This window comes from Streptomyces recifensis, assembly GCF_002154615.1.
Classification (GTDB): domain Bacteria; phylum Actinomycetota; class Actinomycetes; order Streptomycetales; family Streptomycetaceae; genus Streptomyces; species Streptomyces griseoluteus.
This window is the reverse complement of sequence record NZ_MUNH01000321.1, coordinates 1-7,249: the sequence shown is the minus strand read 5'-3', so window position 1 is coordinate 7,249 and position 7,249 is coordinate 1. Positions and strand designations below refer to the sequence as shown.

The window sequence follows — 7,249 nt, the reverse complement described above, 5'->3', positions numbered from 1 at the left end:
CGGGCCGCGGCCCGGCGCATGACCTCGGAGACGGGTCCGCCGGTGCGGGGCATCAGGGGCGGCGACTCGGACAGGGCGAAGGACTCCGGGGCGGAGTGCGCGTGGGGATGGCGTCCGCCGCGCCCCTCGCCGAGCACCTGCCAGCCGTCGTGCGTCAGCGTGATGTACGCGCCGCAGCGCAGCCCGTGCAGCGTGCAGGCGTCGCGCAGCCCCCACATCCAGGCGCCGTCCTCCTCCGTCCAGCGCGCGTCGCCCTCGCGGCAGTACAGCAGCACGGCGGTGCGCACCGGGGTCCGGCGGCGCAGGTCGTGCGGGATGACCCGGCGCAACTGGTCCAGCAGCGCGTTGCGGAACATCCAGCCGTCCGCCGGGGCGGAACGCCGGGTGAAGGAGGCGCTGGCCAGCAGCCGTTCGTCCGGATCGAGGACGGCCACGATCGCCGTGGACGGCCTCGGACGATGGCGGACGTGCAGGCCGCTGACGACCTCGCGCGGGTTGCGCAGCAGGGGGATTCCGGCGGCGGCCCACTCCGCGGGCTCGAGCAGGCGGCTGACGGAAGCGGCGGACGCGGACGTCGACAACGAGGCCGCCGAGGACGAGGCGAATCCGAAGGTCACGTTCCTCCCTTCGGCTACGCGCCCACACTGCGGGCGAGGTCGGAATTCGGGGGAGCGCGCACCGCAGTGAAGCCCAGCCGGAACACGGGCGAGCCGTGCGGGGAGCGGACTCCAATTCTTCCTGTCGAACTTGATTGCGGCAACGAGCAATTGAGGCCGCCGACGCTTATCTGATGGTCCGGGGCTTATATCCCTACCCACAGAGACGACGGACGACGCCCGGGACGGCACGTCGTCCGCGGGCGGGCCGCCGGAGGAGGTTTCAGGCGCTGATGCGCGCAGAGGGTTCGCCCTCGTCCTCCTCGCCTTCCTCCGCCTCGGGGAGCCGCTGGGCCAGCAGGCGTTCGGCGCGGTCCGGGGCGAGGTCCAGGGTGGGCATGAGCTGGGGGAGAGTGATGCTGGGCAGCAGGTGTCTCAGCAGGACCGTCACCCGCTCGTCGAGGTCGGCGCGCTCGCACAGGATTTGCGACATCCACTGGATGCCGGTGAAGGAGCCGGCGAGCAGTTCGGCGGTCTCCGCCGGGTCCACGTGCGGCAGCAGCTCGCCGCGCTCCCGCGCCTCCACGAGCAACTGGGTCAGCCGGTTCGCCCAGGACTGGAACGGCGTGCCGTGGAACGGGTTGCTCCGCTCCGGTCCCTCTCCCCACTGGTCCATCGCCAGGCCCACGCTGGCCCGCGTCAACGGGTCGTGCCGCAGCTGGTGCGCGAACAGCAGCCCCTGGTCGATGAGTTCCTGCACCTTGGTGCGCTGCGGCGGCAGCGGTCCCACTTCGAGCTGGGCCGCGATCACGCCGAGGGCCAGTTCCTCCTTGGAGGCGAAGTGGAAGTACAGGCCACCCTTGGTGACCCCGGCGCGCGCGAGGATCTCGGTGATCGTGGCGGCGCTGTAACCGCGTTCGTCGAAGACGGCGGCCGCTGCCAGCAGGATCGTCTTGCGGGTCTGGATCGCGCGTGCTTGGCGTGCCATGGGCTGTCGCCCCTGTTTCTATGTCAGAGCTTGGTCGGGTTCGCACACGAAGAGAACCGGACTGTCAGTATTTTGTCGAGGGGGAACGAGCCTTGATCACACCGGACTCAAAGGGCAATCCATGTCTGAAGGCATCAGCTTCATAGCCGACCGCGCCGTCATCGGCACCTCATCGGCCGTACGGACGGTCATGACGCAGACACCGGACCCCGCCGCACCGCCCGAAGACCAGACCGACCCGCTGGTTCTTGTACCCGACTCCGGCGACACCGGTCAACCTTCCGCGCACGGCGGCCGGGCCACCGGAGAACTCGTGCACCGGCCGGACGCCGACGACGCCTTCCCTGTGGAATGGACCCGGCTGGCCGAACACCGCTATCTGGTCGTCGCCGACTGGCCGGCCGCCCACCGCTTCTTCGCTCCGCTCCCCGGCGGCGTCCAGGACCCGCTGCTGGTCGCGGAGACCATGCGGCAGACCGCGATGATGCTGGCCCACGCCGAGTACGGCGTCCCGGCCGACCACCACTTCGTCATGTGGGACATGGCATACGCCCTCGCCACGGCCGACTTCGGCCTCTCGGACGCCTCGGGCCGCGTCGACGTCGTCGTGGAGTGCTCCGAGGTCCAGATGCGGGCCAGGAGCCTGGCCGGGATGAGGGTGCGGCTCACCTTCCAGCGTGGCGGGCGGCTCCTGGCCACGAGTACGGGCAGCCTGAGCTGCACCTCGGAGCGGGCCTACCGCAGGCTGCGCGGCGACAGGCTGGACTCCGCCGGTGATCGCGTACCGCTGCTGGACGGCGTACCGCCCGAGCGGGTCGGGCGGCGTGACCCCAGGGACGTCGTGCTCGCGCCCTCGGAGGAGGGGCCCGGGTGGCGGCTGCGGCTCGACACCGCGCATCCCACGCTCTTCGCGCGGGCCAACGACCACGTCCCCGGCATGCTGCTCCTGGAGGCCGCCCGGCAGGCCGCCGTCGCGCTGACTCCCGAGGGGCGCTTCCTGCCCGCCTCGCTGGCGATCGCCTTCCACCGGTACGCCGAACTCGACGAGCCCTGTCTTGTCCGCGCCCGGCGCGAAACCTCCCCGGAGGGTGATGTCTCGGTCCATGTCGAGGGCGTCCAGGGCGACGAGACCGTCTTCACGGCCACCCTCGGCGACACCCCGGAGGCGGCCCGATGACCCGGCGCCTGCTCATCACCGGATCGAGCGGTTTCATCGGCGGACACGTGCTGAAGGCGGCCCGCGCCGCTGAGGACGTACGACTTCGGCTGCTCGTCCGCACTCCGCCGGCGACGCCCGACCCGGACGTCGAGTACGTGTACGGAGACCTCACCGACACCGCCTCGCTGCGCGGTGCCTGCTCGGACGTGGACACCGTCGTGCACTGTGCGGGGCTGATCGGCGGCGACGCGGAGCTGCTCCGCCAGGCCAACGACCTCGGCACCCGAGCCCTGGCGGACGAGGTACGCCGGGCCGGAGTCACGCGGTTCGTCTACCTCGGCACGGCCGCTGTACACGGACGCGGGCCCTTCCGCGGCGCCCGGCCCGGCGAGGTGCCCGTCGCTCCCGCGTCGGACACCAGTCGCACCCGCGCGGCCGCCGAGGAACACGTGCTCGGGGCGGGCGGAACGGTTCTGCGCCCTCACCTCGTTCATGGCCGGGGTGACCGCTGGGTGATCCCCGGCATCCTGGCCCTGCTGCGCGCCCTGGGCGGCCTCCCGGACGGCTGGGCGGGGCGGCAGTCGATGATCGATGTCGAGACCCTGGGCCGGGTCGCCTTCGCGGCGGCCACGACGGGCCCGGCGGACGGCGTGGGACGCGTCCACTACGTCACCCATCCCGATCCCGTGGCGGGGGAACTGCTGCTGTCCACCGTGGCGGAGACCTTCGGGATCTTTACTGAGGACGCCCCGCGCATCTCGGCCGAGACCGCCCGGCAGCGGGTGCTCGACCGTCCCGCCGCCCGCCACCACCTCGGCATGCTCGCCGTCGACCACTGGTTCACCGACGAGTCGCTGTGGAGCGAGTCCGGTGTCGAACCGGGCGCCGGATTCGCCGGGCGCTTCCCGGAGTACGCCGACTGGTATCGCGACCAGGCCGGGTTGCCACCGTTGGAAGCCACGCGTCGCCCGGCGTTTGCACGGACGCGGTGACTTAAGGGGCGTTTCCCAGATCCCGGCCACGCGCGCAGCCGCGATCTGGGTCGCGCCCGGCGCGGCTCGGCCCACATCCGAGCGCCGCTGGTAGGACCGGATCATGACGCGAGGAACCGGCCGCCCCCTGCTCGCCACCAGCCTGCGCTCCCTCAAGGTGCGCAACTTCCGGCTCTTCGCGGCGGGCCAGATCGCCTCCGCCACCGGCACCTGGATGATGGCCGTCGCCCAGGACTGGCTCGTACTGGAGCTGACCGGCGACTCCGGCGGTGCGCTCGCCACCGTCACCGCCCTCCAGTTCACCCCGGTCCTCCTGCTGACCCTCTATGGCGGCCGGCTCGCCGACCGGTACGACAAACGCGCCCTCCTGACCGGCGCGAACATCGCCTCCGGCGTCTTCGCCCTGGCCCTCGGCCTGCTGGTGACCGCCGACGCCGCCCGGCTGTGGCACGTCTATGTCGCGGCCGCCGCGCTCGGCGTGGCCAACGCGGTGGAGGTCCCGGCCCGGCTGTCCTTCATCACCGAACTCGTCGGCCCCGAACTGCTCCCCAACGCCTCCGCGCTGAGTGGCGCCTACTTCAACATCGCGCGCGTGCTGGGGCCTTCGGCGGCCGGGCTGCTCATCCAGTGGTCGGGCACGGGGACCGTGATGCTGCTCAACGCCGTCAGCTACACGGCCACGGTCGCCGGGCTGCGCGCCATGCGCCCGGCGGAGCTGCACCGCGCGCCCCGCCCCGACGCGCCCGCGCGCGTCATCGAGGGCCTGTCCCATCTGCGGACGCGGCCCGACCTGCTCACGACACTCGCCCTGGTCGCGGCGGTCGCCCTCTTCGGCCTCAACCTGCCCCTGACACTGCCGCTCATGGCCCGCGTGGTGTTCCACACCGAGGCCGCGTCCTTCGGCCTCCTCACCGCCGCGCTGGCCGGCGGTTCCCTGCTGGCCGCGCTGGTCGGCACCCTGCGCCGGACCCGCCCCTCGGCGCGGCGGGTGGCCGCCTCGGGATGTGTGTTCGGGGCAATGGAGCTGATCACGGGGTGGGCACCGAACCTGCCCGTCGCACTGGCGCTGCTGGTGCCGACCGGGTTCGCCTCGCTCTACTTCGTCCAGGCGGCGAACCACCGCATCCAACTGGGTGGAGACCCGGCTCACCGAGGCCGGGTGATGGCCCTCTACACCGTGATCCTGCAGGGCAGCACCCCGCTCGGCGCCCTCTTCGTCGGCGCCGCCACCCACACCCTCGGCGCCCGCTCCGGACTGTGGGCGGGCGGTCTGATCACACTGCTCGCCGCCCTCGTGGCGCTGGCCGGGGCACGTGCGGACGCGCCGGTCCCGGCATCCGAGGAGGAGCGGGTCCGGCCGACGGGGAGCCGTCCGTAAGGCGAGTGGCCGGATGTCAGTGGGGTGCGGTTGCATGGGGGCATGAACGACCTGGAGCAGCTGCGCACCGAAGCCGACGCCGTCCTCGCCGAGCTGGTCGGCGCGCCGGAGGGTTCGGCGCGCCTGCGGGAGGACCAGTGGGAGGCGGTCAAGGCCCTGGTGGTGGACCGGCGCCGGGCCCTGGTCGTGCAGCGCACCGGATGGGGCAAGTCGGCGGTGTACTTCGTGGCCACCGCGCTGCTCCGCCGTCGCGGTTCGGGTCCCACGGTGATTGTCTCGCCGCTGCTGGCACTGATGCGCAACCAGGTCGAGTCGGCCGCGCGGGCAGGCATCCAGGCCCGCACCATCAACTCGGCCAACCCCGAGGAGTGGGATGCCATCCACGACGAGGTGGAGCGCGGTGAGGTCGACGTGCTGCTGGTGAGCCCGGAACGGCTCAACTCCGTCGACTTCCGCGACCGCATGCTGCCCAAGCTCGCGGCCACCACCGGCCTGCTGGTGGTGGACGAGGCGCACTGCATCTCCGACTGGGGCCACGACTTCCGCCCCGACTACCGCAGGCTGCGCACCATGCTCCAGGAACTGGCGCCCGGTGTGCCCGTGCTCGCCACCACCGCCACGGCCAACGCGCGCGTCACGGCGGACGTGGCCGAGCAACTGGGCACCGGCGCGGGCGAGGCGCTGGTGCTGCGAGGGCGGCTGGACCGGGAGAGTCTGCGGCTCGGCGTGGTGCGGCTGCCCGACGCGGCGCACCGGCTGGCGTGGCTGGCGGAGCACCTGCACGAGCTGCCGGGCTCCGGGATCATCTACACGCTGACCGTCTCGGCCGCCGAGGAGGTCACCGCCTACCTCCGCGCACGCGGCTTCGCCGTCGCCTCCTATACCGGCCGCACGGAGAACGCCGACCGCCAGCAGGCCGAGGCCGACCTGCTGGACAACCGGGTCAAGGCCCTGGTGGCGACCTCCGCGCTGGGCATGGGCTTCGACAAGCCCGACCTGGGCTTCGTCGTCCACCTCGGCTCGCCGTCCTCCCCGATCTCCTACTACCAGCAGGTGGGCCGCGCGGGCCGAGGCGTCGAGCACGCCGACGTGCTGCTGCTGCCGGGCAAGGAGGACGAGGCGATCTGGCGGTACTTCGCCGAGGTCGCCTTCCCGCCCGAGTCCCAGGTCCGCCAGACCCTGGCCGCCCTCGCCGACGCGGGCCGCCCGCTGTCCGTCCCAGCGCTGGAATCGCTGGTGGACCTGCGGCGCACCCGGCTGGAACTGATGCTCAAGGTGCTGGACGTGGACGGCGCCGTGCACCGGGTGAAGGGCGGCTGGACGGCCACCGGCGCCCAATGGGTCTACGACGCCGAACGCTACGCCTGGGTCGCCCGCCAGCGCGCCGCCGAACAGCAGGCCATGCGGGACTACGTCGGCACGGACGAGTGCCGGATGGCGTTCCTGCGCCGCCAGCTCGACGACGTGGAGATCACTCCGTGCGGGCGCTGTGACAACTGCGCGGGCGCCTGGATCGACACGGCCGTCTCCGCCGAGGCGCTGACGGCCGCCGCCGGTGAACTGGACCGGCCCGGCGTGGAGATCGAGCCGCGCCGCATGTGGCCCACGGGGATGCCCGCGCTGGGCATCGACCTCAAGGGCCGCATCCCGGCGAAGGAGCAGTGCGCCACCGGGCGTGCCCTGGGCCGGCTCTCGGACATCGGCTGGGGCAACCGGCTCCGGCCGCTGCTGGCCGAGCAGACGCCTGACGGTCCGGTCCCGGAGGACGTGCTGAAGGCCGTGGTGGAGGTCCTCGCCGACTGGGCGCGCTCGGCCGGCGGGTGGGCGTCGAACGCGCCGGACGCCGTGGCCCGTCCGGTCGGTGTCGTCGCCATGCCGTCGGTGAGCCGACCGCGGCTTGTCGCCTCGCTCGCGGAGCGGGTGGCCGGGATCGGGCGGTTGCCGTATCTGGGTGCGCTCGCCTACACCGGGGAGGCCGGTGCGCATCAAACGCATCGCAGCAACTCCGCTCAGCGGCTGCAGGCGCTGGCGTCGGCCTTCACGGTGCCGGGGGAACTGGCGGAGGCTCTGGCCAGTGCTCCGGGGCCGGTGCTGCTCGTGGACGACCGGACCGAGTCCGGGTGGACTCTTGCGGTC

The 7,249-nt window shown here is 72.7% G+C and carries 6 protein-coding genes; 4 read left to right on the top strand and 2 right to left on the bottom strand.

What is annotated here, in order from left to right:
* On the bottom strand, window positions 1-617 hold a 617-nt coding region (locus tag CCN33_RS17895; RefSeq protein ID WP_086694594.1), incomplete at its 3' end, for a hypothetical protein.
* Between the two features lie 262 nt (window positions 618-879).
* On the bottom strand, window positions 880-1,584 hold the full coding sequence (locus CCN33_RS17890) for a ScbR family autoregulator-binding transcription factor (protein ID WP_086694593.1): 705 nt from the start codon (window positions 1,582-1,584) through the stop codon (window positions 880-882).
* A 121-nt stretch (window positions 1,585-1,705) separates the two neighbouring features.
* Here CCN33_RS17890 and CCN33_RS17885 point away from each other — a divergent pair, with 121 nt between their 5' ends.
* The 4 genes from CCN33_RS17885 to CCN33_RS17870 form a co-directional block, all read left to right on the top strand.
* Window positions 1,706-2,761 (top strand): ScbA/BarX family gamma-butyrolactone biosynthesis protein, encoded by a 1,056-nt coding sequence (locus tag CCN33_RS17885; protein WP_244173852.1) that lies wholly within the window; start codon window positions 1,706-1,708, stop codon window positions 2,759-2,761.
* Window positions 2,758-3,735: an NAD-dependent epimerase/dehydratase family protein gene (locus tag CCN33_RS17880; protein ID WP_086694592.1), complete on the top strand. Its 978-nt coding sequence runs from the start codon at window positions 2,758-2,760 to the stop codon at window positions 3,733-3,735. The genes CCN33_RS17885 and CCN33_RS17880 overlap by 4 nt, the downstream gene beginning before the upstream one ends.
* 103 nt (window positions 3,736-3,838) lie before the next feature.
* The gene (locus tag CCN33_RS17875; RefSeq protein WP_086694591.1) at window positions 3,839-5,113 is read left to right on the top strand and encodes an MFS transporter; all 1,275 of its coding nucleotides are present in this window, start codon (window positions 3,839-3,841) and stop codon (window positions 5,111-5,113) included.
* Window positions 5,114-5,155: 42 nt separating this feature from the next.
* Window positions 5,156-7,249: RecQ family ATP-dependent DNA helicase (locus CCN33_RS17870; RefSeq protein WP_086694590.1), on the top strand; the 2,094-nt coding region annotated here is incomplete at its 3' end.

Coding starts and splice junctions, on each gene's coding strand:
- CCN33_RS17875 (WP_086694591.1), top strand. CDS start 3,839: ATGACGCGAGGAACCGGCCGCCCCCTGCTCGCCACCAGCCTGCGCTCC.
- CCN33_RS17880 (WP_086694592.1), top strand. CDS start 2,758: ATGACCCGGCGCCTGCTCATCACCGGATCGAGCGGTTTCATCGGCGGA.
- CCN33_RS17890 (WP_086694593.1), bottom strand. CDS start 1,584: ATGGCACGCCAAGCACGCGCGATCCAGACCCGCAAGACGATCCTGCTG.
- CCN33_RS17885 (WP_244173852.1), top strand. CDS start 1,706: ATGTCTGAAGGCATCAGCTTCATAGCCGACCGCGCCGTCATCGGCACC.